The organism is Rhodococcoides fascians A25f (assembly GCF_000760935.2).
GTDB lineage: Bacteria > Actinomycetota > Actinomycetes > Mycobacteriales > Mycobacteriaceae > Rhodococcoides.
Map to the genome: position 1 here is coordinate 3,713,117 of NZ_CP049744.1, position 26,325 is coordinate 3,739,441.

24 protein-coding genes are annotated in these 26,325 nt (G+C 64.9%); 7 read left to right on the plus strand and 17 right to left on the minus strand.

Translation table 11 applies throughout. The features are described from left to right. The first annotated feature begins 34 nt into the window (after positions 1-34). Positions 35-2,035: an SDR family oxidoreductase gene (locus tag BH93_RS17490; protein WP_037176651.1), complete on the plus strand. Its 2,001-nt coding sequence runs from the start codon at positions 35-37 to the stop codon at positions 2,033-2,035. An 8-nt stretch (positions 2,036-2,043) separates the two neighbouring features. Here BH93_RS17490 and BH93_RS17495 read toward each other — a convergent pair whose 3' ends face one another. After that, the gene (locus tag BH93_RS17495; protein WP_037177107.1) at positions 2,044-2,808 is read right to left on the minus strand and encodes a class I SAM-dependent methyltransferase; all 765 of its coding nucleotides are present in this window, start codon (positions 2,806-2,808) and stop codon (positions 2,044-2,046) included. Positions 2,809-2,863: 55 nt separating this feature from the next. Here BH93_RS17495 and BH93_RS17500 point away from each other — a divergent pair, with 55 nt between their 5' ends. Continuing rightward, entirely contained in the window at positions 2,864-3,823 is a 960-nt protein-coding gene (locus BH93_RS17500; protein WP_037177106.1) for an ArsR/SmtB family transcription factor, read from the plus strand. A 14-nt stretch (positions 3,824-3,837) separates the two neighbouring features. On the opposite strand, the gene BH93_RS17505 is transcribed toward BH93_RS17500, so the two are convergent. The 4 genes from BH93_RS17505 to BH93_RS17520 are packed head-to-tail and all read right to left on the minus strand — an operon-like array spanning position 3,838 to position 7,534. After that, positions 3,838-4,347 carry a hypothetical protein gene (locus BH93_RS17505; RefSeq protein ID WP_037176648.1) on the minus strand — a complete coding sequence of 170 codons (510 nt, stop codon included), beginning with the start codon at positions 4,345-4,347 and terminating at the stop codon, positions 3,838-3,840. A 10-nt stretch (positions 4,348-4,357) separates the two neighbouring features. Next, entirely contained in the window at positions 4,358-5,122 is a 765-nt protein-coding gene (locus BH93_RS17510; RefSeq protein ID WP_037176647.1) for an alpha/beta fold hydrolase, read from the minus strand. Between the two features lie 22 nt (positions 5,123-5,144). Beyond that, positions 5,145-6,719, minus strand: coding sequence for a DNA polymerase Y family protein (locus tag BH93_RS17515; protein ID WP_037176645.1), 1,575 nt, complete (start codon positions 6,717-6,719; stop codon positions 5,145-5,147). Beyond that, positions 6,716-7,534: a hypothetical protein gene (locus BH93_RS17520; protein WP_155291094.1), complete on the minus strand. Its 819-nt coding sequence runs from the start codon at positions 7,532-7,534 to the stop codon at positions 6,716-6,718. The genes BH93_RS17515 and BH93_RS17520 overlap by 4 nt, the downstream gene beginning before the upstream one ends. Before the next feature lie 205 nt (positions 7,535-7,739). Here BH93_RS17520 and BH93_RS17525 point away from each other — a divergent pair, with 205 nt between their 5' ends. Further along, positions 7,740-8,963 (plus strand): serine/threonine-protein kinase, encoded by a 1,224-nt coding sequence (locus BH93_RS17525; RefSeq protein WP_242458998.1) that lies wholly within the window; start codon positions 7,740-7,742, stop codon positions 8,961-8,963. Positions 8,964-9,550: 587 nt separating this feature from the next. Further along, positions 9,551-10,120, plus strand: coding sequence for a TetR/AcrR family transcriptional regulator (locus BH93_RS17530; protein ID WP_037176642.1), 570 nt, complete (start codon positions 9,551-9,553; stop codon positions 10,118-10,120). Here BH93_RS17530 and BH93_RS17535 read toward each other — a convergent pair. From BH93_RS17535 to BH93_RS17560, 6 genes are read right to left on the minus strand one after another with little or no spacing between them, the layout of a single operon-like run. Further along, entirely contained in the window at positions 10,098-10,796 is a 699-nt protein-coding gene (locus BH93_RS17535) for a response regulator (RefSeq protein ID WP_052065698.1), read from the minus strand. The two genes, BH93_RS17530 and BH93_RS17535, sit on opposite strands and share 23 nt — an antisense overlap. After that, positions 10,775-11,908 carry a sensor histidine kinase gene (locus BH93_RS17540; protein WP_037176641.1) on the minus strand — a complete coding sequence of 378 codons (1,134 nt, stop codon included), beginning with the start codon at positions 11,906-11,908 and terminating at the stop codon, positions 10,775-10,777. The genes BH93_RS17535 and BH93_RS17540 overlap by 22 nt, the downstream gene beginning before the upstream one ends. A gap of 10 nt (positions 11,909-11,918) precedes the next feature. Next, on the minus strand, positions 11,919-12,674 hold the full coding sequence (locus tag BH93_RS17545; protein ID WP_155291093.1) for a YqeB family protein: 756 nt from the start codon (positions 12,672-12,674) through the stop codon (positions 11,919-11,921). A gap of 32 nt (positions 12,675-12,706) precedes the next feature. Then, positions 12,707-13,714, minus strand: a complete 1,008-nt coding sequence (locus BH93_RS17550; RefSeq protein WP_037176640.1) for a DNA polymerase III subunit beta family protein — start codon at positions 13,712-13,714, stop codon at positions 12,707-12,709. Positions 13,715-13,766: 52 nt separating this feature from the next. Next, positions 13,767-14,414, minus strand: a complete 648-nt coding sequence (locus BH93_RS17555; RefSeq protein ID WP_037176639.1) for a response regulator — start codon at positions 14,412-14,414, stop codon at positions 13,767-13,769. Further along, positions 14,411-15,769, minus strand: coding sequence for a sensor histidine kinase (locus BH93_RS17560; protein ID WP_037176638.1), 1,359 nt, complete (start codon positions 15,767-15,769; stop codon positions 14,411-14,413). Before BH93_RS17560 ends, BH93_RS17555 begins: the two co-directional genes overlap by 4 nt. A 146-nt stretch (positions 15,770-15,915) precedes the next feature. Between BH93_RS17560 and BH93_RS17565 the strand changes: the two genes are divergently transcribed. Continuing rightward, on the plus strand, positions 15,916-17,274 hold the full coding sequence (locus BH93_RS17565) for a PspC domain-containing protein (RefSeq protein ID WP_165712741.1): 1,359 nt from the start codon (positions 15,916-15,918) through the stop codon (positions 17,272-17,274). Then, a complete protein-coding gene (locus BH93_RS17570; RefSeq protein ID WP_242458999.1) occupies positions 17,271-17,531 on the plus strand; it encodes a hypothetical protein in 261 nt (86 codons plus the stop codon). Before BH93_RS17565 ends, BH93_RS17570 begins: the two co-directional genes overlap by 4 nt. A 5-nt stretch (positions 17,532-17,536) precedes the next feature. On the opposite strand, the gene guaA is transcribed toward BH93_RS17570, so the two are convergent. From guaA to guaB, 4 genes are all read right to left on the minus strand, one after another. Next, entirely contained in the window at positions 17,537-19,126 is a 1,590-nt protein-coding gene (guaA, locus tag BH93_RS17575; RefSeq protein ID WP_037176636.1) for a glutamine-hydrolyzing GMP synthase, read from the minus strand. 30 nt (positions 19,127-19,156) lie between these two features. Next, the gene (locus BH93_RS17580) at positions 19,157-20,911 is read right to left on the minus strand and encodes an FAD-dependent oxidoreductase (protein WP_037176633.1); all 1,755 of its coding nucleotides are present in this window, start codon (positions 20,909-20,911) and stop codon (positions 19,157-19,159) included. Positions 20,912-21,097: 186 nt separating this feature from the next. Then, the gene (locus BH93_RS17585; protein WP_037176631.1) at positions 21,098-22,237 is read right to left on the minus strand and encodes a GuaB3 family IMP dehydrogenase-related protein; all 1,140 of its coding nucleotides are present in this window, start codon (positions 22,235-22,237) and stop codon (positions 21,098-21,100) included. A 56-nt stretch (positions 22,238-22,293) separates the two neighbouring features. Continuing rightward, positions 22,294-23,817, minus strand: coding sequence for an IMP dehydrogenase (gene guaB / locus BH93_RS17590; protein WP_032376741.1), 1,524 nt, complete (start codon positions 23,815-23,817; stop codon positions 22,294-22,296). 320 nt (positions 23,818-24,137) lie between these two features. On the opposite strand from guaB, the gene BH93_RS17595 reads away from it, so the two are divergent. After that, positions 24,138-24,542, plus strand: a complete 405-nt coding sequence (locus BH93_RS17595) for a DUF5319 domain-containing protein (protein WP_032378069.1) — start codon at positions 24,138-24,140, stop codon at positions 24,540-24,542. 97 nt (positions 24,543-24,639) lie between these two features. Here the strand turns inward: BH93_RS17595 and BH93_RS17600 are convergent, their stop codons facing one another. Both BH93_RS17600 and BH93_RS17605 read right to left on the minus strand, forming a co-directional pair. Then, complete coding sequence (locus BH93_RS17600; protein WP_052065693.1) at positions 24,640-25,653, minus strand: anti-sigma-D factor RsdA; 1,014 nt, start codon at positions 25,651-25,653, stop codon at positions 24,640-24,642. Beyond that, positions 25,646-26,224 (minus strand): sigma-70 family RNA polymerase sigma factor, encoded by a 579-nt coding sequence (locus tag BH93_RS17605; RefSeq protein ID WP_032376740.1) that lies wholly within the window; start codon positions 26,222-26,224, stop codon positions 25,646-25,648. The genes BH93_RS17600 and BH93_RS17605 overlap by 8 nt, the downstream gene beginning before the upstream one ends. Between the last annotated feature and the right edge of the window lie 101 nt (positions 26,225-26,325).

Genomic DNA, 26,325 nt, shown 5'->3' on the forward strand with positions numbered 1-26,325 from the left:
CCCAGGAACTTACTTCGGAGTAAGGTCGGCTCGCATGGCGAACTACATCGTGACCGGCGGTACCGGGTTTCTCGGTAAGAACGTCCTACCCCGACTGCTGGAGCGTGACGCGAACGCCGTGATCCACGTGCTGGTGCGTCCGAACTCGGTGGCTCGCCTCGAGCGACATGCACAGCAACTCGACGGCGGCGATCGGATTCGTCCGTTGATCGGTGATCTGACCGAACCCGAGCTCGGACTCTCCGACGTGCCGTCCGACATCGACCACATCCTCCATCTCGGTGCCGTCTACGATCTGACCGCAGGCGACGAGCAGGCACCGACCAATGTCGCCGGAACCGCCTCGGTCATCGGCCTGGCCGAGAAGACCGGCGCTCGACTGCATCACATCTCGTCGATCGCCGTTGCCGGAGACTACCGAGGAACGTTCTCCGAGAACGATTTCGACCTCGGCCAGAGATTCCCGACGGCCTATCATCGCACCAAGTTCGAGTCCGAGAAATTGGTCCGCGACAGCACCGTGGACTGGCGGGTCTACCGGCCTGCCGCAATCATCGGGAACTCGGAGACCGGAGCCATCGACAAGATCGACGGCCCGTACTACTTCTTTCCGTTCTTCGCGCAACTGGCCAAGCTGCCCTCCGTGCTACCGATCACGGTGCCGAAGATGGGCAATACCAACCTGGTTCCGGTCGACTACGTCGCCGACGCCATCGTCGAACTCGTGCACCGAGACACCGCTCCCCGCAGTGTTTTTCACTTGGTGAACCCGAGTCCACAGTCCATGGCGGAGGTGTACTCGGCATTCTCGTCGGCGGCCGGATCCCGAGCACGAGTGCTCGACGTTCCCGGAGCACTGGTTGCCCCGGTTGTGTCCCCCAAATCCGGAGCGGTACGAAAGCAGCGCAACGCCGCCCTCCGCGATCTCGGCGTCCCACCGGTCATGCTCGATCACCTGACACTGCCCACGGTGTTCGAGTCGGCAGCGACGCAGAAAGCGTTGCAGGGCAGCTCGATCACGCCACCGCCACTGCGCACGTACGCAGATCGCGTGTGGACGTACTGGCAGAAGAACTTCGATCCCAAGCGCAACCGCCGGGACGACCCGCGGGGAGCACTGTTCGGTCGTCACATCATCATCACCGGCGGGTCCTCCGGCATCGGCCGAGCCAGTGCCGAGGCGGCGGCTCGCAAGGGCGCAGTGGTCATTCTTCTGGCACGCGGACAAGATCAACTCGACGAGGTGGTCGAGCACATTCGCGAATCGGGCGGTACCGCCTACGGTTACCCGTGCGACGTGACCGACAGCGAATCGGTGGACCACACCGTCAAGACCGTTCTGAGCGAACACGGTCACGTCGACATGCTGGTGAACAGCGCCGGTCGATCCATCCGCCGGTCGCTCTATCGATCCACCGATCGGTTGCACGATTACGAGCGCACCATGGCCGTCAACTATTTCGGCGCGATTCGATTGGTGCTGGCGCTGCTACCGCACCTGCGCGAACGTCAGTTCGGACACGTCGTCAACATCTCCAGTGCCGCGGTCCTGGGACACCCTCCGCGCTTCTCGGCTTACGTGGCCAGCAAGGCCGCACTCGACGGTTTCACCGATGTTGCTGCTGCAGAGACACTCTCGGACGGAATCACCTATACCACCATCCACATGCCCCTGGTGGACACCCCGATGATCACCCCGACAGGCGACAAGAACGTCGGCACCGTGTTCTCACCAGAAAAGGCCGCCGCGATGGTGATCCGCGCATTGAGCGACAAGCCCAAACGCATCGACACACCGTTGGGAACACTCGGACAGTTCGGAGCCATGTTTGCCCCCAAGGGCAAAGACCGCACGATGCATCAACACTACCGTACGTTCGCCGAATCCGCTGCCGCCAAGGGCGAGATGCCGGTACCCCTCGAGGACGGGAAGGTGCCCTACCGAGTCCGCCCGTACGATCCGAAGACTCCGAAAGCACGCATCGGCAAAGTGATCCGGCGTGTCGGGAGATTGGTTCCCGGCACCAGTTGGTGACGTGCGCGTCATGGGGCCACGGCGGTCCAGAGAGTCCAGCGATCGCGTTCGATCAACTCACCGGGGGCCAGGCGACCGCGTAGATACTCGACCAGCTCCGCGAGTTCGACGTCGGAGAGTTCGTGCAGGATGGAGCGCCCGGTTCTGCCGGCGATTTCTGTCAGGTACTGCTCGCTATTCTCGTAGCGTCGACGGGTTTCCCACAGTGGTTGCGTGGCAACATCGGTGAATCCTGCCCCAGCGAATGCGGCCACTACGTCGTCGACGTCGTGTCGGCGGCGGCCCTCGACCTCCGTCAACCGGGGAAACACGTCGAAGAGATATCCGCGCGGGTTCGTCGGCGATCCTGCCAGTGTCGCGTCCTCGCTCGTCCGATCCTGGACGATCGCGATACCACCCGGCCGCAGCAGCCGGAACATCTCTGTTGCCAGGGCGGATGCGTCGGGCAGATGGTGGACGAGCGCGCGAGCGAACACGATATCTGCCAGGCCGTCGGGTAGGCCGGTGCGCTCGGCGGGTGCACACTCGAACGCAATGTCCGCGGGCGACGATCGGCGGGCGGACTCCAGGATCGGTTCACTCGAATCGACAGCTGTGACACGCGCTCCCAGCGTGCGCCATGCACGCGCATAGGTACCCCCGCCACATCCGAGATCGATGACGTGCACGCCGACCGGATCGACGAAATCGGTGATCGCGGCACCCCAGGAAGGGTCGGCCTCGCGGCCGGAATAGGTGTCGCTGTTGGCTGGATCTTCGAAGTCGATGGGCATGTGGATCAGTACATCGAGCACGGCTGTCGGTCGCCACCATTTAGTGTGGGACTACATGCTCGCACTTCATCTCCGAGCCGCCGACCTGGCGGATACCTCGTTGACCGTCTCGCCGCTGTTCGAGACGGTCTTGAGTCTGCGTGCCTGGACCTCGCCGAATCGGCACCGTCTGCACGAGCCGTGGCGTCGACGCGTCCGGACGGCATGGCAGCAGTGCGACACCGAGTTGCTGACGGCGTTGGTCTCTCCCGAGGGCAGGATCCCGGACTTTCTCGCTCCCCGTCCGCCCACCGAATCCCCGGCCTTCGACGACGAGATCGCCGCTGTCGGAGCGACACCGGCAGCGGAGATGCGACGCGACATCGTTGCCGCCTTCTCCACTGACATTCCTGCGGTCCTCATCGGTCCGGCCCGAGCGGTGCGCACCCGTTCAGTCCAGGCGCTCTCGCAGTATTGGGCCACGTGCCTCGAACCCGACTGGTCCCGGATCCGAGCGGTACTGGACGGAGATGTGGACTACCGAGCACAACAGCTCTCGCACTTCGGGGCACGAAAGATGTTCGAGCACCTCGATTCCCGAGTTCGATGGGATGACGGTGTGCTGTGGGTCGATCGGCTCGAGGACCAGGTGTGGGTCGACGTCGACGGACGTGGACTTCCGCTGATTCCGTCGGTGTTCGTGCACGGCGCGATCACTCAGATCAGCCCGACGCGGGCTCCGTCGCTGGTGTATCCGGCCCGCGGGCGCGGCGCAGTGTGGAACATGGCACGGACAGCTGCGAACCGAGCGCTGACCAATCTCCTCGGCACCCACCGTGCCACGATTCTCACGCTGCTCGACGCGCCCACCACCACCGGGGAAATCGCTGCTGCACTTGGTGTCTCACCCAGCGCGGCGAGCCAGCATCTTCGTGTTCTGCGCGAAGCGGCAGTGGTGCGACGCGTCAGACAGGGACGATCGGTGCTGTACGTACGCACTCCCCTCGGGGAGGAGCTGGTCGAACGACAGGGGTAGGGCTGTCGCGAGGTTCAGCGCAACAGCGCCTTTGTCCACACGCGCAGAAATCCCTGACTGAGGTACGTCAGTGAGCCGATCGCCAGTATCCACTTGACGGTGCTGACCACGGTGGTGGCGCGAACGACGGTGTCGGTGATCTGTTCTCGATTGTCCACCAGCATCAGGCCGACGATGTTCTCGATGTAGTCACCGCCGGCGGAGACAACGGGTGCGACGGCCAATGCCGTCGTCGCCGCAGGGCTCAGCGGCGTCTTCGCCGCCAGGCTGCGTGCACCGGCCCGCAGTGCGATGGCATAGATCGCCGGATGCACGAAGTCGGGAAAGTAGTGGCTGCGGAATCTGGCGATCTCGGCGTCGTCCATGCTCGCGAGGATCTGCCGGTAGCGCCGCGCGGACCAGGCCGTCTGCACCTCGAGTACTTTCGGGGCCGCGGGTCCGAGCAGCCGAGCGATGTTGGCCTGGGATACGACGAACAGTGCCGACCAGCCCAGCATTCCGCGATCGAGCGCACTCGGAGTCATGTCCGAAACCCTAGTCCGTGAGAAACGGAAGAACGGTGGCCTCGAACGCCGAGTAACCGTCGCGATGGATGCTGTGTCCGGTGCGAAACGCTTCGACGCGGCAGGTCGAGATCTCGGCGATCATCGCGTCGAGCCGAACCGGATCGACCATGCCGCCGGGACCTCCGCGAAGCACCAACGTCGGAGCAGTGATGTCGGCCAACGACTCCCACCACTGCGGATTCGGCCGACGGAACTGCTCGAGAGCAGTGGCAGTCATCGACCGATCGAACGCGAGTACCGCACGGGGATGCAGGACAACGCTGGTTGCGGCGTGCCAGAGCTCGGTGACCGACGGCATCTTGCCGGTCAGGCTCGGCGGGGCATCCCCCGGCCGAATCGGTATCGGAAGTTCCTCGAGTACCAGACGGCGGACGAGCGACGGGCGACGCTGCGCGACGAGCGAGACCGCATATCCGCCGAGGGAATGCCCGACGAGATCGACTTCGGTGAGCCCGAGGTGATCGATCAGAGCAAGGAGATCGCCACCGAACGAGTCGAACTCGTACGTGAGTGTGTGGGCGCTCTTACCGTGCCCGCGCAGATCGACGGTGATCACCCGGCGACCTCGAGCTGTCAGTGCTCGGGCGAAGCGATCCCAGGTTCCGCTGTCCCCGCCCATCCCGTGCACCAGCATGACCGGCACCGGTGCCGCGCTGGGGTGTTCCTGCGGGACGAACGAGCGATACGCGATATCGACGCCACCGAGGTCGACCGTCTCCGACATCATCTGCATTCACTCGAATGTAGCGGTGTCACTATTCGTAGATTCCTTCCACCCGCCACCGACCTTCGTCGAACACGAGCAGCAGGGCTCTTTCGTCGTCGAGCACCACCTGAGCCCGCGCTGTCGGACCCGTCGATGCGTTGCCGCTGTCCCACCACCGCTCGTCCACCGGCCACGGCCCGGCCAATCCCGTCAGTTCCCATTCCTTGGTTCCCCAGCGCAATCGTGCCGGTGGCGCGTCGAACACACCGCGGTCGGTGACGCCGATTCCCGTACCCGTCCGATTCATCAGCGTCACTGTCGGACGGGTCTCTATCACTGCCGCCGGAGCAGGCTCGGGTAATCGTCCCGGCCATGGATGGGATGGATCGGACATCGGCACCAGCTCGTCGCCGAGTGGGCGCAGCGTTATCCGTTCGGCCGGCCCGCGTCCACCGCTGAGAACACCGCCCAGCACCGATTCGCCACCGAGCAGACCCTGAACGCGCACCAATGCCCGACGCGCTCTGTCGTCCTCGTCGCCGACACTGCCCCACAACCCCAGTTGCAGCTCACCGGCTGCCACCACCTCGATCGGCTCGAGCCTCAGAACAGTGATCGCGGATGTCGGCTTGTTCTCACTGCGCCCGGTGAGCCAGCCGTCCAGTTGCCACCGCACGCGATCGGCGGTCCCCTCCGGCGTCAACGGCTCCGCGCAGCGCCAGATCCGCGACAGGTTCTCACCGTTACCGGTACTGGCATGCACCAGCAGACGAGTACACGCAACGGCAGCGGCAGCAAGCTTGGTGTGCAACTGTTCGGCAAGACCGCGCCCGGCGAAGGCAGCGGCGTCGACCCGATCGATCGGTGGATCGCACCGATACTCCACATCGAGATCCGGCGGCAGCGCCCGGGCCGAGGGCGGACGCTCGGGCTCACCCCGAGCACTGCGATGCGCCAACACCGCATCGGTACCGAACCGCGACGCGACATCACCAGGAGACAGCGCAGCGAAGTCGCCGATGGTTCGTAGACCCAAGCGTCGCAACAGGTCCACCAACTCACCACGATCGGCAGCGGACATACTCGGTTCTGCCGAGAGTTCTGCCACCGGCAACGGAGCGAGAAAGCCGGCACCACCTCCGCGCGGTACCACCTGTGCATACCGAGCGGCAACGACCGCGGTGGACAGCTCGTCGGCGATACCGATCTGACATTCCACACCGGCAGCCGACGCTTGGTCGATCAACCGTTCCGCGGCCCGATGCTCGGTACCGAAATACCGTCCGACACCGCGAGCAGCGAGAACCAACAGACCCGGCCGCAGCACTTCGACTCCCGGTGCGATGGCGGCGACGGCAGAGACCACGGGCTCGAACAGTCGCGCATCACGATCGGTATCGGCGAGAGCGACATGCACATCCGGGCACCGCGCCTGCGCTTCCCGACGCCGTAGGCCACGCTTGATACCCGACGCGCGTGCCGTCGCCGAGCACGCGACGACCCGATTGGCCGAGGTGACGACCACCGGATGCGTCGCAGGCAGATCGGCCTGAGCAGCTGCTGCAACAGCGGGCCAATCGGGACACCACAGGGCAAGAACACGGCTGGGACGGTCGATGCTCATGTCGAGACCGCGATCGACAATGGATTCTGTTCGTGCTGTTCGGCATGCCACTCGATGCGGCCGTTCTCCGAACGCAGATCGAGTCGAACGGTGCGGGGCCGCATCGCCTTGCCGCGAGCGCACACCGACAATCGGACGCCGCGAAGCCTGCCACGTCCCAGCTCCCGACCCGTACCGAGACCGTCGTAACCGTGCACCGATGCGTCCAGCCGTAGTTCTGCCCCGTCCCAGTGTCCATCGGTCACCAGCAGCGTCGAACCCTTGCTCCGTGCCCTGGCCACCACGGCTCTGGCCCGAGTGGGAGATACCGACAGACCACCGAGACCGAGCACCACGAGGTCCACACCGTCGAGCAGGATTGCCGCCACTTCCACCGGATCGGGGCCCGGATCGGGAATCAGAGCCAGTTTGCTCAGCTGTGCGCCCATCTCCACCGCGGCGAGAACTCCGAAACGAGGCTGCCCGATGACGGCGACATGCCCACCGGCACCCGTCACTGCAGCCACCAAACCGATCAGCAGCGAGCCTGCACCGGACACCGAGGCCACCGTTCCACGCACCAGCCCACCGTGCGGCAGCACGTCGATCAGCGCAGAGGGCACCGGAAGGACGGCCCGCTGACGGACCGCACGTTTCGGCTCGGCCTCGCCGAGATCGGAACGAACGGGGTCGGGGTCCGAACTCTCGATGCGCACCGACGCCGTTTCGCCACGGGAAGGCACGGCAGCCATCCGGCTACGCAGCAACGCGACACGCTCCGGCAGCGACAACCCGTCGAGCACATCCGGCGTGACAGAAGCTCCCGATACAGTCATGTCACTCCCCTTCACGATGTAGAAAATCGAGCCGAAACATCGGTGTTCGTCGAACGCGGGAAGTGGCGTATTCGAACACAATTTCGATCTGCACTCAGTAAAGCCGCTCGGACGGCAACTCGTCAAGGTGGTGCCGAACCCGCTGGTGGGGGCTTCCGTTCTGCGGCTGCGGGCACACCCCGCCATCGTCAACTAACCTGTGGGCGTGACCGATCAGCAGCGTGTTCGACGAGGAGTCGGACCCGACTACCTCCTGGCCGGAAGATACCGCCTTGCCGGCAAACTCGGGGGCGGCGGAATGGGCGCAGTATGGCTCGCAACCGACACACTTCTGCACCGCCAGGTGGCCGTCAAGCAGGTCACATCCACCACCGCGCTGAGCCCTGAGCAAGCTGTCGAGGTGCGTAATCGGGCCATGCGTGAGGGTCGTATCGCTGCCCGCCTGTCCAGCCCCCACGCCATCGCGATGCATGACGTCGCTCTCGTCGACGGCGAGCCGTGGCTGGTCATGGAGTACCTGTCCTCGCGCAGTCTCGCGCAGGCGCTCGGCACCACCGATTCGCTACCGCCGTTCGAGGTTGCTCAGATCGGGGCACAGATCGCCGACGCACTGACCGAGGCGCACGAGGCAGGAATCGTGCACCGCGACATCAAGCCGGGCAACATCCTGATCGCCGATCGCGGCAAGGATCTGGGCATCGTCAAGATCAGTGATTTCGGTATCTCCCGCGCCAAAGGGGACGTCGAGGAATCCGACGACAGCGTGATCACCGGCACCCCTGCATATTTCGCCCCGGAGGTTGCCCGCGGACAGGATCCAACCGCGGCCAGCGACGTGTTCTCCCTCGGCGCAACGCTGTACACCGCCATCGAAGGCAAACCTCCGTTCGACATCGACCACGATTCGATCGCACTGTTGCACCGAGTTGCCAAGGGGCAGATCATCTCTCCCACCCGCAGCGGAGATCTCACCGGTCCGCTGCTGCACATGCTCGAGCCCGATCCTGCTCGGCGTCCCACCATGGCGCAGGCCCGCGACGAGATCATCCTCGCTGCGATCAGCAAGCGCGGCAACATAGCTCAGCTACGCGGTGTACCGCTCACCTCTGCGGACGGCGTAGTTCCGGCATGGGCAAGACGCTCGACACCGGTATCCGAATCTCGCCGTCCGTCCCGAGAATTCGGCAGCACCGTCGCAGGCCTACCCGCCGTGCAACCCGGTGAAAGCCCAGCGAATCCGATTCCCTCCAGCTACTCTCCCCCACCGTTCGACCTACCCCGAAAGAAGAAGAACCCCATCGAGAACGTGCTGATGCGGATCGAAGATGCCGTGGGCGATCGGACGACGATTCCGTCGCCGGTCATCCTCGCTGCACTGATCCTCGCCGTCGTTGTCGTTGTCGTACTGCTGATCACGCTCGTGGTGTAACCCGGCTCCCGAGTCGCGCGATGGCGTCGGTGAGCACCGATGGTGCAAGCCTGCGGTGCACCGCCGACAACGGCACCCACACCCACCTCCCCGGACTGCGGTCGTATCGACGAACGTCGTCAATTCGAGCCGTCCGCCTGCTGCCTGGATCACCAGATGCACAGTCAGAGAATGCGATCGGGCCTCCATGCGAATCCACTGCTTGGTAGCTTCTGCAATGCTCCATCCGGCCACCGACGTCGGCGTCGATCCTCCGATCAGCCTCAACTGCAACAAACCCTGCCAGATGAATCGTTCCGTGGCGGTAGGAACATCACCGAACATGGCTCTCGCATACTGTTCAGGCGTGGCCGTGACAGCGACGTCCACGAAGAAGTGGTCGACGTAGTCCGCTCGCATGGTCGAGCGAGCGAGTACGTCCTCGGTCATCTCACCGGCTCCGACCAGCCTCTTCACCAGATACCGGTCCTGCTCGTCAGTCTTCGACACACTCGACTCCCCTCGGGTATACGGTGGCGTACAACGCGATCGTATCCCTTTTATACGGTGCCGTATAGATCGATTTCGCCGACGCTCAGGAGGGCACTTTGCCTCGTGCACGCACCCCACGTGACAGGTGGATCGAGGAGGGCTTGACCCTCCTCGTCGAAGGCGGTCCCGATGCAGTCCGCGTGGAAGTTCTCGCGACGCGCATCGGAGTGACCAAAGGCGGCTTCTACGGCCACTTCTCGGACCGGCAGGCCCTCCTCGACGCCATGCTCGACCGGTGGCGCACAGACAGCGTCGACGAGGTACTCGCTGCCGTCGAGCGAGTCGGAGGTGCTCCGGCGGACCGGGCCGTCCTCGCCGGCCACCTGACATTCGACGACGAACGCCTGCCGACGGACATGGCCGTACGCGAATGGGCGCGCCGCGACTCCGGCGTCGCAGAACGCCTACGAGAAGTCGACAACCGACGAATGGAATTGTTGCGCACATCGTTCGCGGGCAACGGCGTCGAGGGAGTCGAACTCGAAGCTCGCTGCCTGATTGCCTTCTGCGTTGCAATCGGCAGCCGACTGCTCGACGCCGATCATCCCGGCTTCACCCGTCGGCAGGTACTCGACGCTGCCACCGAATTGGTGATCGACCCCGTCAACGCGACTCGTGCACGATGATCGCAATCTGAACCCTGTTGCTGCACTCCAGCTTCGTCAGGATCCGTGACACGTAGGTCTTCACCGTTGCCACACTCATGTACAACTCCGCGCTGATCTCCGCGTTGGACTTTCCCGATCCGACGGCAACTGCCACCTCACGTTCTCGATCGGTGAGAGAATCCAGTACCGCTCGCGCTCGCGCCGTGGCGGAGTCGTGTGATCGAGCGTCCTGCTCGCGCCAGTGGGCAACCAAGCGTCCTACGGCCGCCGGCGACAGCATCGACTCCCCGGTTCCGACGCGATGCACCGCGTCGATGATGTCGCGCGGCGGCGTGTCCTTGAGCAAGAACCCGTTGGCTCCCGCCCGCAGAGCCCGCAGCAGATATTCGTCGGTGTCGAACGTGGTCAACACCACGATTGCCGCCGAAAAACCCTCTGCCCGAAGCATTTCGGTGGCAGCCAGACCGTCCATGACGGGCATCCGCACATCCATCAGAACCACGTCGGGAGACAGCGCGTGCACTGCCTCGATACCGCCGCGACCGTCGGACGCCTCACCGACCACTGCGATACCCGGATCCGAACTCAGGATGAGCGACAACCCAGCCCGGACCAACGCGTCGTCGTCGACGAGCAACACCTCGAGTGTCTTGCCCGCTTCGGGACCATCGGTCAGTTCGGGCACGGTAGCCATGCTTCCAGACGGTAGACCACTCCGACGCTGCTTCGGGCGATACCGTACTCGATTCGCCCGCCCGCCAGCTCGACCCGCTCGGTGAGGCCGATCATTCCCGATCGAGAGCCCGGTACTGTCGCGAATCCCCCTGTGCCGATGCCGTTTTCGAGCCACACTCGAATCTCGTTGTCGACCTGCGTAATTCCACATCGCACCGGCAACCCCGGCGCATGCTTTCTGGCATTGGTCAGGCCCTCCTGAATCACACGGTGAACGGTGCGAGAAGCAGAGGCAGGCAGCGAGAGGTTCGCAGGCATCTCGTCGAAAAACGTCACCTGTGTACCGGCTTTCTCCGAATCCTCGATCAGCGCAGCAATATCGTCCACACCCGGTTGTGGACGCGGCACGTTCACCTCGCCCGATCGAAGTACTCCCAGTATCTCCCGCAGATCCTCCAGGGCCCCGTGCGCATTGGATCTGATGGTCGACGCGAGTGCTTCGACCTCCCGCGCACCGACATCCGGCCGGACCTCGAGCGCACCCGCATGGAGACTGACCAACGAGATCCGATGCGCGAGAGCGTCGTGCATCTCCCGGGCGATCCGCTCACGTTCGAGTCCGCGAACGGTCTCGGCTCGCAGATTCGACTCCGATTCTGCTCGTTCGGCCCGCTCACGTAGCGAATCGATCACCTCGCGACGCGACTTGACGACGATGCCCCATGCCGCCGGGATGCTCAGAAAGGCGAGACTGGTCGTCGCGACGTACAGAATCGACTGCTCGGCCCACACGGTCGTCCAGATCATCGACGCCAGCACGTGCAGAACCACCACCGCGGTGGTGACCCGCCACGACTTTCGAGAAGCCACCGTGAAGACGGCCACCAGTTCGGCTCCACCCACTGCATCGGTGAGAACAGCACACACCGCCAGCGCCACCGCCAACTCGATCGGCCACCGGCGACGCCACCACAACAGCACGGCACCGACAACGCCCACGACGATGGAGACGACCGTTCGGGTGGTGGTCATACCCTCGGTGCCTGCGGCTACCGACACCACCAACAACAACGCGAACGCGATGGCGGCGACATCCCATGCGCGATCTCGATGCCGTCGCAGCACAGTCATGATCTGACCGTCATGATCGAACCAGGGGACGCCAGTATTGACTGGTCTTCTTGTCGCGCACTACTACACCGAGTCTGTCGAGCTCCGAACGCAATTCGCGCGCATCGGAACCCGCCTTCTTCTTCAGCGCCATGTCCCGAGCTTTGAGCACCGCATTCACCTCCGGTGCCAGGCCTGGCGTCTCGGGCACCCACAGGTGATAGAGATCCGCGTAGGGATCACCGGGCGCAACCGAGTAACCCCGCTGCTCGAATGCTGCCTCGATGGCCTCACGCTTCTCCTCGCTCGGTACTCGCACCAACTGACGCGAAGCTGCGTCGAGCAACACCAGTTCCTTGCCGTCGACGAACACGGTACCCACCTGCGATCTGGACACCGTGGCGGTCTCGCCCTTCTCGGTGATGCGTACGTGCGCCTCCGACACCGCCACCCGCGCAGTGTCGTAGAACGCGGCGGCCACCAGCGCCAACCCGAGCAGAACCCCCACCGCGATGCAGACGTACCGCACCCACCACTGTGACCACGATGCGATCAACTCCAACGGACCCTGGAACGGTATCCAGGTGAGCGACGCTCCCCACTCCGCCACGTACGGCACCGCGAACCCCAGCAGTCCGCCCATCAGCATTGCCCCGGCGATCAGCAGAATTCGATCACCACGAGAGAACCACAGCACCGCCGGTGGCGTCTCCCCGAGCATCTTGTCGTCCATACCGTCGACGGTATCGAGTGCGGGAGCTCGCCCCCAGTCATCGAAAGTCGACACTTCGCCGACTTTCGACGACAGGAAGCACTCGATCAGCCGCGAACCGGCATCACCAGCGTCGTCAGAGCGCCGTCGAGCGCGGAGCGCACCAGCATCGGTTGATCCGGTGCAGCGATGTCGAGCATCAGGTCGGGTCCGACAGCCGAGGCGACGGCCGCCTGCAGGACGGCCGAGTCGAAGAACACCACGCTCTCCGATCCGGTCACCTGCGCGGGAACCGGAACACCATCGACCGAGACGCCGTCCGGCCCGGCGGTCATGCGAATGGTGCCGCTGTCGAGCGGAACGAAATCGCGTCGAAGCACAACCCTCGTCACGGTCGGAGCCAAACCGTCCATGATCGCCCGCCAGTCGGGGAATTCGCCGTCGACCGGATCCACCTCGGCCCGCGCACCGTCGGAGTCGATCACCATCGCGTCATCGGTTGCCGTCAGCACGAGGGTGCCGGTTGCGGTCACCGTCCCGAGCGAGCCGACCGCTGCGATTCGAGACCACGGGCTGCCTGCCGAACACTGGGCAACGAGACTGCGGGTGGAGAGCCGATACCTATCCGTCGCAGTGAGAGTGACGGTGCCGCCGTCCACCTCGATCAGGACGCCTCGCAACACCGGGAAGTCGTCACTCGTCCCGGCTGCCGACGAGACCTGTTCCACTGCGGAGGCAAATTCCGCGGCAGATACCGTTGCCGTGCAGTACTTTTCGTCGAACAGCCGGCGGATCGACACCGCAGCATCGGCTGCCGCGCGCGCATTCGCGGCCAGCTCCTCGACGTGTCGATCCACGATCTCGACCGCCGCGGCTCCGTCGCCGTCGAGGGCGGCGGTCACCTTGTCGAGTGGCATCCCGATCTCGCGCAGTTGTCGAATGATGTTGGCCCGCTTCGACTGTGCACGAGTGTAGTAGCGATAGCCGGACTTCGAGTCGATGGACGCCGGGACGAGCAATCCACAGTCGTCGTAGAAGCGCAGGGCACTCGGGGTCAGCCCGCTCGAGCGAGCGAACACACCGATGGTCAGGAATTCTTCGTCCGAATCAGTCATGGTGAAATCCTGAGGCTTCGGGTTGGTCGAAGGTCAAGCGCGACGCCGACGGCTAATCGATTCGACGCTTGTGCGCCCATCGCGTGAGTGCGTTCCTGTTGGACTGCTGGGTCTTTCGAAGAACATTCGATGCATGAGTCTCGACGGTCTTGACGGAGATGAACAGATCCTCGGCGATCTCGCGATAGGTGTATCCGCGCGCCAGCAACCGCAGCACCTCCAGTTCACGGGGCGTCAGCGAATCCAGTTCCGGATCCAGCGGGGGCTCCGGGGCGGCACTACGACCGGTGAACGAATCGAGGACGAACCCGGCCAGACGCGGGCTGAATACCGCGTCTCCCCCGGCGACGCGTCGAACACCGTCGGCGAGCTCCGTACCGGAGATGGTCTTGGTCACGTATCCCCTCGCCCCGGCGCGGATGACGGCAATGACGTCCTCGGCCGCATCGGACACACTCAGCGCCAGGCACACCGGCCCCTCGGCGATGCGATTCAGCACGGCCACGCCACCGCCGTCGGGCATGTGCACGTCGAGCAACACCACATCGGGTTTCGTCGAGTCGATACCCGATACCGCCTCGGCGACGCCTCCCGCTTCACCGACCACCTCGATGTCCGCCTCCCGGCCGAGTTCGGCTCGCACGCCCGAGCGAAAGACCGCGTGATCGTCGACCAGGAAAACTCGGAACGGGTCGGTCACGTCGGCTGCTCCTGCTGGTTGGTTTCGGGCGATTCAGTGGTCACAGTACTGCCGTTGCGGGGCATGAAGATGCGTACTTCGGTGCCCTTGCCGACGGTCGACCGTACCTGCACGGTGCCGCCGCGGCGTTCGACACGACCCCTGATGGACTTCGCCAGGCCCTGCCGGTCCTCGGGTACCTCGGTTTCGTCGAACCCGGTTCCGCGGTCGCGGACGAAGATACTGACCTGCTCCGCTTCGGTTTCGGCGAACAGGTCGATGTTGGTCTCACCGGAATGCTTGGCCGCGTTGACCAGTGCCTCGCGCGTGGCACCGAGCAGCGCGGTGAAACTCTCCCTGGACAGGCCGGATTCGACGTCGTCGGGCAGAAGATGTACGTCTCCGACGGTGATGGGCCTGACGGTCACACCGTGCTGATCCTCGACCTCACCGGAGATGGTCTTGAGGGCGTCGGCCAAGCTGGAGTTGTCGGTGTCGCCGCCGTCGAACAGCCATCTGCGTAGCTCCCGCTCCTGCCCGCGCGCCAACCGCATCACCTCCTGCGGCCGATCGGACTGCTTCTGGATCAAGGCGAGTGTCTGCAGCACCGAGTCGTGCAAGTGTGAGGCAATCTCCTCGCGTTCGTCGTTACGTATACGCGCAGAACGCTCGGCACCGAGCGCACGCCACGTACGCAGCCAGATGGGAACCGTCAACAGGCCGACGCCGACGAGGGTGACCACCACCGCCAGCAGCGACGAACGCAGTGCGGCCAAGTCGACGCGGGCAAGGACCACCACCCCCAGCCCGAGCACGATCAGTGTTGCTCCGCCGACCACCCGCGCCCAGCTCAGCACGGTGGGATGCTTGGGCAGTCCCAAAGCCGTGCGTGGACCCTCGACGTCGAACTCGCGCCACACCAGCGCTGCACCGACCACCACGACGATGACCGGCACGATGACCGATGCGGCAGTACCACTGAGGAGCCAGGCGAGCCCCACCGCGAGGCCGAGACCGATGGCAGCCAACCCCAGCGCACGCTGACGTTCGGCGGCACTCGGGTGTGCCGTGTCGTCGCCGGCGGGCGTGAACATCCAGATCAGGCCGTAGGCGGCGATTCCGGCACCGGCCGAGGCCGCGAGCAGCGCGAACGCCACCCGAATCTTGAAGACGTCGACGCCGAGATGGTCGGCCAGACCCCCGGCGACGCCGCCGACGATGCGTCCGCCGCCGCGTCGTAGATAAGGGTCAGGCGCAGAGCGTGCAGGAGCTGGGGGAATCGACGTGGCAGGGGTGACAGGGGCGACCGGAGCGTCGCCGGCTACGGGTGGTGTGTTGCGGGCGGCGTCAACGGGTGGATTGTCGACAGGGTGCACGCATCGATCCTGACACGGACGGGGCGAGTGTCGCATCAGGGTTCGCCCTGATGTTTCGCGCCTTCGCCGACGTCCGATTACGCTCGGGGTCGATATCAGGGGTATCCCTGATGTGTTTCTCGATCGGGAGCGCCACGATGGTTGTCATGAGCAACGTGACCGTCTCGGATCAAATTCAGCAGATGTGGCGAACCCGTCCGCACCGATTGCCGCAACGCGGACATGTGGCGGGTGTCGCGGCCGGTATCGGCTATCGCTACGACGTGGATCCTGTTCTGATTCGGGTCGCGTTCGTCGTGTCCACTCTGTTCGGCGGCACCGGCATCGTGCTGTATCTGGCGGCGTGGTTGGTACTCAGCCGAGCCGGTGACACTGCGTCGGGCGCAGAGTCACTCGTCGGCCGCGGCACCAGTTCCGACTCGACGACCAAGATGGTCGTCGTCGCAGTGGCGTTGGTGATCGCGGTGTCGACGATAGGCCCGGTAGGTGTCGGGCTCGGAGGTTCGGGGCTCATCTCGCTGCTGGCCATGCTCGGTGGCCTGTGGTTGCTGCATCAGCGTTGCCCCGAGCCGCCGCCGTACATGCGGACCGAAGAGTTCTCCCGAAACTACTACGCGCCCAAGCCTTTCGGCTCGTACAGTACGTCCGCGGAGCAGTGGACGGCCGCTCAGTATCGGCCGCCGCAGTTCCAGCACGAGCACTACAGCCCGTACACGACGCTGCCGACCAGTTACGTTCCGACGCCGAAAGTAGCCGATAGCTCCGATGCTGCAGAGTCCGGTGTCGACCACACCGTGAATCTGAACAAGCAGACGCCGACCGAAACGCCCACGGTTACTCCCCCGTCGTGGGACCCGCTCGGGGTGGCTCCGTTCGCCTGGGATCTCCCCGAACCGGCACCGGCGTTCCCACCGGCAGCGATCGAGCGTAAGCACCGATCACGTTGGACAGCAAGCTTTCTCGGCCTTGCACTGCTCGGAGCTGCCGTCACCGCCGCGGTCGGAGCCGCGTCCGGCGGGGACTGGGCCACAGCGGGACGCGTCGGAGCCGTCGCGTTGGCGATCATCTCGGTCGGGCTGATCCTCGGTGCCTTCCTCCGCAAGGGCTACGGACTGTTGGTGGTCGCGGCACCCCTGGCCGGATTCGTCGTACTGGCATCGGCGGTCGGGCCGGTGGACCTGGGCAACGGTGCGTCGGGAACCCAGCAGGTCGTTCCGTCGACCGTTGCCGAGCTCGCCCCGTCCTACGACGTCGGCGCCGGTGAGCTGAACCTCGACCTTGCCGGCCTGGCACTCACCGAGAACCGCACCGTGAACATCGATGTGGCACTGGGCAGTGCGACGGTCACCGTGCCCGATTCGATGAACGTGACCGTCGAGTGCGAAGCGCTGATAGGTTCGTGCCCCACCGAGACACGGTTCGGTCCGGCAACGAGCCCCGATGCTCCGGTCCTGACGATCGTGGGCGACTTGGCGCTCGGCGAGCTGAAAGTGGTGAACCAGTGAAGAAGAACAACGCCGACCGTATCGGCCACGACTACGGCGACAGCGATTCCGACACCGAGGCGCAGAACTCGAACCGCCGCGGACCGTCGGCGCTGCTGTTGCTTGCCGGACTGGCCGCCATGGTCGTCTCGGTCGCAGCAATCATCGGACAGGATGCGATCGTTGCCCTGAGCGACGTGCAATTTCGCTGGGTCTTCGTGATCGCTGCGGTCGCCGTCGGAGTCGCTCTTCTATTGGGCCCCAGCAGAAAGAGCTGACGCGCTCACTCCCACTCGATGGTGCCCGGCGGCTTGCTCGTCACGTCGAGAACGACTCGGTTGACCTCCGGAACCTCGTTGGTCACCCGAGTCGAAATCGTTTCCAGCACGTCGTACGGCAGTCGGGTCCAGTCCGCAGTCATCGCGTCCTCGCTCGACACCGGACGCAGCACGATCGGATGACCGTAGGTACGACCGTCGCCCTGCACTCCGACACTGCGGACGTCCGCCAGCAGCACCACCGGGCACTGCCAGATCTGCTGATCCAAGCCGGCAACCGTAAGTTCTTCTCGAACAATGGAATCCGCATGACGCAATGTGGCCAGCCGATCCGCAGTGATCTCTCCGACGATACGAATGGCCAGTCCGGGTCCGGGGAAAGGTTGTCTTCCGACTATGTCCTCGGGCAGTCCCAATTCACGTCCGACGGCACGAACCTCGTCCTTGAACAACGCTCGCAACGGCTCGACCAGGGCGAACTGCAGATCGTCCGGCAAACCGCCCACATTGTGATGGCTCTTGATGTTGGCGGTTCCCGAACCACCACCGGACTCCACGACATCCGGGTAGAGCGTGCCCTGCACCAGGAACTCGACGGAGTCGCCGTGCTCGGCGTTCTCACCCAGCACCTCGGTGACGGCACCCTCGAAGCTACGGATGAACTCGCGGCCGATGATCTTGCGCTTCTCCTCCGGATCGGAGACGCCCTCGAGCGCATTGAGGAAGGTGTCGACAGCATCGACGGTGACGAGCTTGGCACCGGTGGCAGCCACGAAATCCTGCTGAACCTGCTCGCGCTCGCCGGCACGCAGCAATCCATGGTCGACGAAGACACAGGTCAACCGGTCGCCGATTGCGCGCTGCACCAGAGCTGCCGCCACCGCGGAGTCGACTCCTCCGGACAGACCGCAGATGGCCTTGCCCGTCGGACCGACCTGCTCCTGAACTGCCTCGATCAGTGCGTCGGCGATGTTGGCCGCTGTCCAGTCCGGAGCGATGCCCGCCGTCTCGTGCAAGAACCGGCTGAGTACCTGCTGCCCGTGTGGGGAGTGCAGAACCTCGGGGTGATACTGCACTCCGGCCATCCGCTTGGCCTCGTTCTCGAAGGCGGCAACCGGTGCCCCGGCGCTGGTGGCAGTGACGGTGAAGCCCTCCGGGGCCGCGGTGACCGCGTCGCCGTGGCTCATCCACACCGGCTGGGTCGCAGGCAAACCGTCGTGCAGACGACCGCCGTCCACGCTGAGCTGGGTGCGACCGTACTCCCGCGTTCCGGTGTGCTCGACGGTTCCGCCGAGGGCCTGAGCCATGGCCTGGAATCCGTAGCAGATTCCGAACACGGGGATGCCGAGGTCGAGGAGCGTCGAGTCCAGTTCGGGTGCCCCGTCGGCGTAGACGCTCGACGGTCCACCGGAGAGCACCAGCGCGACCGGATCCTTTGCCGCGATCTCCTCGGCGGTTGCGGTATGCGAGATCACCTCGGAGTACACGTTGGCCTCACGCACACGGCGGGCGATCAACTGCGCGTACTGGGCACCGAAGTCGACGACGAGAACCGGGCGTGCGTGTGCGGGATCGTGTGCAGTGGAGTCGGTCACCGGGTCAGTCTAGTGGGACCGCTGTAGTGCCTACGCAACACCCGAATGCTCGACGTGCAGCGCCGCGGAGCCGGACCTGATCTCGACGATAGGCAATCTCAGTCCACCCGGAGCGTCCACCGGGACGACAGGCGAATTGGGGGCGATGGGATCGAGCCGCTGATACGGAAGCCCCTGTGCCGGGCGAAGATCCAACTCGCCCTTGTTCGGCCACAGTGCGGCGGACCGCTCGGCCTGCGCGCTGATGGTCAGCGACGGGTTGACCCCGAGGTTTGCCGACACGGCCGCCCCGTCCACCACGCTCAGCGTCGGGTATCCGTGGACGCGGTGGTACGGATCGATGACGCCGTGCGCCGAATCCGACGCGATGGCGCAGCCGCCGAGGAAGTGTGCGGTGAGCGGGATGTTGAACAGCTCTCCCCAGGTGCCGCCTGCGACGCCGCCGATCTTCTTGGCGATGCGCCGGGTGGCGTCGTTGCCCTCGGGGATCCACGTCGGATTCGGCTCCCCGTGGCCCTGCCTGCTGGAAACCTTGCGGCCGAACGGCCCTCGCTTGGTGAACGTGGTGATCGAGTTGTCCAGATTCTGCATCACCAGCGCGATGATGGTGCGCTCGCTCCAGTGCCGGACGTTGACCACACGGACGAACTGAATCGGATGCGCGATCATCGCGAACACGAACTTGAGCCACCGCGGAACTCTTCCCCCGCCGTCGGTCATCAGGGTCTGCAGCATGCCCATCGCGTTCGAGCCCTTGCCGTACCGAACCGGCTCGATGTGCGTGTTGGGGCTGGGGTGGAACGAGGACGTGATGGCGACTCCGCGCGTGAGGTCCATGTTCGGATCGACCGCCAGCTTGGCCGCACCGACGATCGACTCGGAATTGGTGCGAGTCAGTTCGCCGAGTGTGTCCGACAGTTTGGGCAGCGCGCCCGTGTCTTTCATCTTGTGCAGCAGATTCTGGGTGCCCCAGGTGCCCGCGGCCAACACGACATTTGCCGCGCTGTAGGTCTTCTTGCCCTTGCGGAGCCGAGCACCGGTGCGCTCGGTGTCGACGTCCCAGGTGCCGTCGGATCGGGGGCGAAGGCCGGACACCGTCGTCATCGGCACGATCTCGGCTCCCGCGCGCTCGGCCAAGCCGAGGTAGTTCTTCAACAGTGTGTTCTTGGCACCGTGGCGACACCCCGTCATGCACTCACCGCATTCGATGCATCCGGTGCGCTCGGGACCGGCACCACCGAAGTACGGGTCCGGAACGGTCTTGCCGGGTTCGTCACCGAAGAACACGCCCACCGGTGTCTGGATGAACGTGTCGGCGACACCCATGTCCTCGGCGACCGACTTCATGACCTCGTCGGCAGGGGTCATGTGTGGATTGCGCACCACGCCGAGCATGCGGGTGGCCTGGTCGTAGAACGGAGAGAGCTCGCTGCTCCAGTCGGTGATGTGCGCCCACTGCTTGTCCTCGAAGAACGGTGCCTGAGGCTTGTAAAGGGTGTTCGCGTAGTTCAGTGATCCACCGCCCACTCCGGCACCGGCGAGGATGAGGCAATCGCGCAACAGGTGCACGCGCTGGATTCCGTACAGGCCCAGCTTCGGTGCCCACAGGAAGCGCTTGAGATCCCAGCTGTTCTTCGCGAAGTCCTTGTCCTCGAAGCGTTGCCCGGCTTCCAGGATTCCGACGCGGTATCCCTTCTCCACCAGCCTCAGCGCAGTGACACTTCCGCCGAAGCCCGAACCGACGATCAGAACGTCGTAATCCGTGGCGCGAACAGCTGAACCCATGGTGACCTCCGCTACATCCGTTGCTGTCGAACAGTATGCACACCCCCGTGTGACTACCGCCACAAACGATTCTAGCTGTTACGAGAGGTATCACCAACCCAGGGTCGGCTTAGGTGGACGACATGCAAAAGAAAGGGCGCGCACCCCGGTGTGAAAGGAGTGCGCGCCCTGCTGGAAAAGACTTGATCAGGCCCTGACGTTCAGGCCCACCTTCTGGAATTCCTTGAGATCGGAGTATCCCGACTTCGCCATCGACCGACGCAGTCCGCCGACCAGGTTGATCGAGCCGTACGACTCGCGCGACGGTCCGTGCAGCACCTGATCGAGGCTCGGACGCTCCCCCGCCGACATCGGCAGCAACGCACCACGCGGCATCGACGGATGCGCCGCCGCGGACGGCCAGTACCAGCCGCCACCGGGAGCTTCCGCGGCGACGGCCAACGGCGCTCCGAGAACCGCAGCGTCGGCTCCGCAGGCGATGGCCTTGGCCAACGCGCCGGAGGTGGTGATGTCGCCGTCGGCGATGACGTGCACGTACCGGCCGCCGGTCTCGTCCAGGTAGTCCCGACGCGCGGCTGCCGCGTCGGCGATCGCGGTGGCCATCGGAACACCGATGCCGAGCACCTCACCGGTGGTCGTGCCGCCTTCGACGGAGCCGTAGCCGACGATGACGCCTGCTGCACCCGTGCGCATCAGGTGCAGCGCAGTGCGGTGATCGCTGACGCCACCGGCGATCACGGGGACGTCCAGTTCGGCGATGAACGTCTTGAGGTTGAGCGGCTCTTCGTCGCCGTGCGCCACGTGCTCGGCGGAGATGATGGTGCCCTGGATGACCAGCAGATCGAGGCCGGCGGCGACCAGAGCGGGTGTCAACGCACGTGCGTTCTGCGGACTCACCCGCACCGCCACGGTGACCCCGTAATCGCGGACCTGGCCGACGGCGGCCGACAGCAGATCGGGCTGCAGCGGCGCGGCGTGCAACTCCTGCAGAAATGCGATGGGCGCATCGGGATCGAGATCGGTCTCGGCGATATGGATCAGCTGATCCAGCTTGGCCTGTACGTCCGCGTGGCGGGCCCAGAGGCCCTCACCGTTGACGACTCCGAGTCCACCCTGGCGACCCAGCTCGATCGCGAACGCGGGCGAGACCAGGGCGTCGGTCGGATGGGCGAGCACCGGGATGTCGAAGCGGTACGCGTCGAGTTGCCACGCCGTCGACACCTCCTTCGACGACCGAGTACGACGGGACGGCACGATGTCCACGTCGTCCAGCTGGTAGGTGCGGCGGGCTTCTCTGCCCATGCCGATTTCAACGAGGTCGCGCACGCGCGCACCTTTCTACTTCGAGAGCGAATCGAGTCGGCCGAGTGAGGCCGAAACGACTATCGGGTGGTGTAGTTCGGGGCCTCTGCGGTCATCGTGATGTCGTGCGGATGGCTCTCCTTGAGCCCGGCCGCGGTGATCTGCACGAACTGAGCCTTCTGCAGGTCTTCGATCGAGTTGGACCCGGTGTAGCCCATCGCAGCTCTTAGACCACCGGTGAGCTGGTGAATGACCTGATTCAACGGTCCGCGATACGGGACACGGCCTTCGATGCCCTCGGGCACCAACTTGTCCTCGGCCAGCACGTCGTCCTGGAAGTAGCGGTCCTTGGAGAACGACTTCGCTCCCCCACGCCCCTGCATGGCACCGAGAGAACCCATGCCGCGGTAGCTCTTGAACTGCTTGCCGCCCACCAGAATCAGCTCTCCGGGGGACTCGGCCGTTCCGGCCAGCAACGATCCGAGCATGGCGGTCGATGCACCTGCAGCGAGTGCCTTCGCAATATCACCGGAGAACTGCATACCGCCGTCGGCGATGACCGGCACACCGTGCGGCTTGCACGCGGCAACGGCTTCGAGGATGGCGGTGATCTGCGGAGCGCCGACGCCTGCGACCACTCGAGTGGTGCAGATGGACCCCGGCCCGACGCCGACCTTGACCGCATCCGCGCCGGCCTCGACGAGAGCGAGTGCACCTGCGCGGGTGGCGACGTTTCCGCCGACGACCTGAACCCGATCGCCCACCTCGGCCTTGAGCTTGCTGACCATCTCCAACACCTGCGAATTGTGGCCGTGCGCGGTGTCGACGATGACGACGTCGACACCGGCATCGGTCAGGGCCATCGAACGAGCCCACGCGTCCTGTCCGACGCCCACCGCGGCACCGACGAGCAAGCGGCCGTCACGGTCCTTGGTGGCGTTGGGATGCTGCTCGGTCTTGACGAAGTCCTTGACCGTGATGAGGCCGGTCAGTGCGCCTTTGCCGTCCACGATCGGAAGCTTCTCGATCTTGTGGCGGCGCAGCAGGCCGAGGGCGGCCTCAGCGGTGACGCCCTCCTGCGCGGTGATGAGTGGAGCCTTGGTCATCACATCGGCGACGCGGCGGTTCTGGTCCACCTCGAAGCGCATGTCGCGGTTGGTGATGATGCCGACGAGCGCGCCGGTCTCGTCGGTGACGGGCAATCCCGAGATGCGGAAGCGCGCGCACATGGCGTCGACCTCGGCCAACGAATCGGTGGGCTTGCAGGTGACCGGATCGGTGACCATGCCCGCTTCGGAGCGCTTGACGGTTTCCACCTGCGACGCCTGATCCTGCAGCGACAGGTTGCGGTGCAGCACGCCCATGCCGCCGGCGCGGGCCATAGCGATCGCCATCCGCGCTTCGGTGACGGTGTCCATGGCGGAGCTGACCAACGGCACCCGCAACCGGATCTCGCGGGTGATCTGACTGGACGTGTCGACCGAGCTGGGAATCAGATCCGAAGCGGCCGGCAGCAGCAGGACATCGTCGAACGTGAGGCCGAGCATCGCGACCTTGGTGGGATCGTCGCCGCCTGTGCGGACGTGGGCTCCGGGACTACTCATGCGAATCTGGCCCTCCCTAGAGCCTGGTTGCACTTCGGCGCGGCGTGCGGCCGGTGAGAGCTCGCAGGCGCACCGCAGTGCGGGATTGGACAACGGATGGGCGGGATTGGAGAACGGATGGAGTTTCGGCACTTGCACTCATCTGTTCAGCGCCGTGAACCATGGTATCGGCTAGGGCACAACCAGTGCGAATGCCTCCCACTACGGCCTGCCCGAGGCCCGGAAATTTCGGCCATCGGCACCAGTGCGCAGCATCCACGTCCGGCATGTCGCTTTCGAACGGCTGGCGCAGACCCACCAGTCCTGCGTACCGTGGAGGCGTGCGCGATCAACTGCCTCCCGGTTTACCCCCGGACCCCTTCGCCGGAGACCCAGCCGACCCGTCGGCCGCCCTCGACGCCATCGAGCCTGGCCAGCCCCTGGACCCTCAGGAGCGACTGGCCGTCGAGGAAGACCTGGCGGACCTTGCTGTCTACGAAGCACTGCTCGGCCATCGCGGCATCCGCGGTCTGGTCGTGTGCTGCGAGGACTGCCAGCAGGACCACTACCACGACTGGGACATGCTCCGCGCGAACCTGTTGCAGCTCTTGGTCGACGGCACCGTACGACCGCACGAGCCGGCCTACGACCCCGTTCCCGACGCGTACGTCACCTGGGACTACTGCCGCGGTTTCGCGGATGCATCGATGAACGACGCCCTGCACGGCGACGGTTTCGACAGCTGAGTTACGGCCCGACCTCCGCAAGACGAAGAAGCCCGACACGATGATCGTGTCGGGCTTCTTCGTTGGCCGGGGACGGACGGTGCCGTCCGGTTTCCGCTCAGCTTCCGCCGGACGGAACCGACATACGGTCGCGGTTCTCGGACGAACTGCCACCGGCGGTAGCCGTCGGTTGATTCGGGTCGAGAAGGACCGTCGGTGCGACGTCGGTCGTTGTCGGACTCGGACTCGTCGTGGTAGGCGGCACCACGGGCGTCGATGTTGCCGGGCTCGGTGTGACCGGAACCGCGCTGGTGTCCGGAGTGATCGCATCCACCGGAGCCTGCGGGGCGACGGGGTCGGGGCTGGGTACGGGAGCAGGCACGGCCGGCGCGGGTGCCGGTGGTACCGGCGCGGGCAAGGTAAGTGCCTGCAACTCCTGAAGCAGACGCGCCAGCCACTGGTCCAGCTCGGCGCGCTGGGAATCGTCCAGCACAGCAGAGGTGCGGTTCGATGCACCGTCGAGCAGAGCCCGAGCGGCATCGGCATCACCCGACGACAGCAGGGTTTCGGCCTCCTGCAGCTTGGACGTGGTATCGATCTGCGCCACAGTCGAATCTGCTTGCTCGGAGAAGACGACGGACTTGACGCTCCACAGCGGATCGTCCGGCGTCGAGTTGTAGGAGATGACCACAAGGCCACCCATCACCACGGCGATCGCTGCGGCGGCACCGGCGATGGGACGCAGTAAACGCATCCGTCCACCACGATTCGCCGAGCTCCTCCGCGCCATGTCGGCGGCGAGCTTCTCGCGTTCCACCGAGGCCACGACCACGTCGAGGGAGGGGCCGGCGGGCATCGCCGGCGACACCACGTCTGCTCGCCAGTTGGCGAGTAGAAGGGCGAGTTGATACTCGTCTGCGTCATCGGTAGCAATCGGTCCGTCACCACTGATCGCGTCGATGAACGCATCGTCACGACGTACGGCGACGAGGTCCACGGGACCACCGTCTGCACCGATGTCGGCATAGGGATCGTTCTGCTTCGGTCCAGTGGGGTTCACGTGCTCACCGATTCGCGAGATTCCGCGACGCGGGGTCTCACCGGAGCCACCGTGACCAATGTCCCTAGCCATACATTTCACCTGCTCTCACAACTTCGTTCTTCAGTTTTGCGATAGCTCGGTGCTGAGCCACGCGGATAGCGCCTGCAGTGCTGCCGACTGCCGCAGCTGTTTCCTCGGCCGACAATCCGACGATGAGTCGGAGCACCAGAATTTCTCGGTGCTTGGCGGGCAAGGTGTCCAGCAGTGCAGTCATCTGACGACTCGACTCGGATTCGAGAGCACGTTGCTCCGGTCCGTGTTCCATCGACACGACATCTGGTACTTCGGCGGCCGGGTCCGATTTGTTACGCGAGGCGCTGCGATGGGCATCGGCGACCTTGTGAGCCGCGATGCCGTACACGAATGCCATGAACGGACGACCTTGGTCCTGGTAACGCGGCAAGGCGGTCATGACTGCCAAACAGACCTCCTGCGCCACATCGTCGGCCGATAGCTGACCGCGCTCAGCCGATCCGACTCGTGCCCGGCAGTACCGGACGACAAGTGGTCGGATGAACTCCAAGACCCGGGACAGAGCCAGTCGATCGCCTTGCGCTGCGGCAACGACGAAAGAGTCCAACTCCTCACCCGCTGTGTTCATCGTCGACAATTTTCCCCGCGTTACAGGTACGCACCCGCCTGGGAGCGCTTCCACGTGGTGGTGGAACGTGACCAAGGATAGCGACACCACCCCGAACCAAC